This window comes from Candidatus Phytoplasma palmae, from assembly GCF_046896035.1.
Taxonomy (GTDB): Bacteria; Bacillota_I; Bacilli_A; order Acholeplasmatales; family Acholeplasmataceae; genus Phytoplasma; species Phytoplasma palmae.
In genome coordinates this window covers 1-2,157 of the sequence record NZ_JBIPDD010000028.1, presented here as the reverse complement: position 1 = coordinate 2,157, position 2,157 = coordinate 1, and the positions used below count along the sequence as shown (strand labels likewise).

At 28.4% G+C, this 2,157-nt stretch carries 1 tRNA gene; it reads right to left on the bottom strand.

The annotated features are described in order from the left end of the window. Nucleotides 1–131: 131 nt before the first annotated feature. Nucleotides 132–213, bottom strand: a tRNA-Ile gene (locus tag ACHMP6_RS01815). Nucleotides 214–2,157 lie beyond the last annotated feature (1,944 nt).

Sequence of the window (2,157 nt, the reverse complement as noted above, 5' to 3'; positions counted from 1 at the left end):
TCGTGATACGTTAAATCACTCATAATTAGGCATCATTTCGCGCCCCTAACGCCCCAGGCGCTCTACCGACTGAGCTAAAACCCCTGTTATTATTTATTTATTTTTTTATAAAATTCTTTTATAAAATAAAATGGTACCCAGAGCCGGACTTGAACCGGCACAGTTTTAAAACTATGGGATTTTAATCGAGATAGAATTAGACCGTTTCTCTATTACTAGATATTAATCTAAGCCCCTCACACCACCGAACAAGCAAGTTTCCAAGCATTCGGCGGTTGTATAAATTAATGTTTTTTCTTTATAATATTAAAATCAATTTATTTATATAAATTTAATAATTAAATTTACAAATAAATAAGACGTCATTCTCTTTGCACAAAGATAGTAACTTTTCTTATATTGCCGATAAATAATTTTAACTTAATTAAAATACTTATTTTCATTTGATCATTTTTTATTTATTTTATTATTTTATTTTGTATTAATATTAATTTTATAATGTAAAAAAATAAAAAACAAACAAATTTTTTTTCTTTTTTAATATATTATTAAAGCAAATTTTTTAAAAAATGAAAAAACAATTTATACTTAGTCCTTCGCCTTGTAAATGGTTTTGCCATTCTCCTTGGGAGTTCAGTCCATTCTTGTATTCCAACAAAAACTTTGAATAATCTCCGACTACTACGATTCTGCTTTATCCTTGTCCAAACAAAATTTTAAATCTTGCAAGATTTAGGATTATAGAAGTTACTCTAAATATTCACCATAAGATTTTTAGGGGAGATAACCAAATTTCAAATTTTTACAATAATTATTTTACAAATAAAATTTGAAAAAATTTAATTTTGGTAGGTACTAGGTTTATGCTAGTGATAATTCTATAATTCAAAACTTATAAATTAAAGAAGCCCTAGTTTAACAAAATAATAAATTAATAATTATTTCATTAGTCACACGTAATTACACCTTTTTTTCTCTTAGCCTCATTTCAGAGGTTATCCATGAATCTTTCAATTCGCAAAGTCTCATAGAATAAATATCTATTCCGTTCTTCGCTTTTATGATTTGCTGTAATTATTTATTCTTTCGAAAAAATAACCAATCATATATTGCCATGCATTATCACAACATGTATAACTGGTTAAGTTACTAAATATTTAGGCTTATTCTCGCCCAGTCCCACGTGTCTACCAATTCCACCATCCGGGCAAAAAATTATAATTAAAATTATAATTTCAATACAAAAATGTAAAAACATCATTCATAAATAATGGTGTCCCGTAAAGGACTCGAACCTTTGACACCTTGAATCAAGATAGAATTAGACCGTTTTTCTATTACTAGATATTAATCTAAGCCCCTCACACCACCGAACAAGCAAGTTTCCAAGCATTCGGCGGTTAAATAAGTTGCTTATTATGCAAACTTATTTTTCCTCTTTCGCCTTGTAAAGGTTATTAACCTTCTCCTTGGTGAGTCAGTCCACTTCTTTATTCCAAAAGAAACTTTGAATTACTCACGACTACTATGATTCTGCTTTCTCCTTACCCAATAATAAGAGCTTAGGAGGATAAAAGTTACTCTAAATATTTACCTGTGATCGTTAGGCGAGATTACCAAAAAATTTTATTGTTTATAATTAATTTTAATTTAATTATAAAAGGAGGTTTTTTTATAATACCATTTCATTTAATAAATTAATTGGTAGGTTTTTGAGTTTATTTCTTTTGATAATTTTATAAACCTTTTAATTATTTATAAAGAACCCAAAATAACAACTTTATTAGTTTTATTGTTAGTCCTTGAATAACACCATTTACTTCCCTTAGTCTCTTGTCGAGATTATCCATAAATCACTTCAATTCGCAAAGCCACTTAAACTAAACTAACTAGTTCGTACTTCACTTTACTGTTCTGCTGTAATTAATTCTTCTTTCGTTAAACTAATCGATCAGTTATTGCCACGTATTATCATCACGTGTATAATTGGTTAAATTACAAAATATTTAGGCAGATTTTCGCCCTTAAAAGTCAAGTGCTCTACCAACTGAGCTAACGGGACAAATATATTTTCTTAATATTATTTATTTGGTGCCAAAAGCAGATCGAGATAGAATTAGACCGTTTTTCTATTACTAGATATTAATCTAAGCCCCT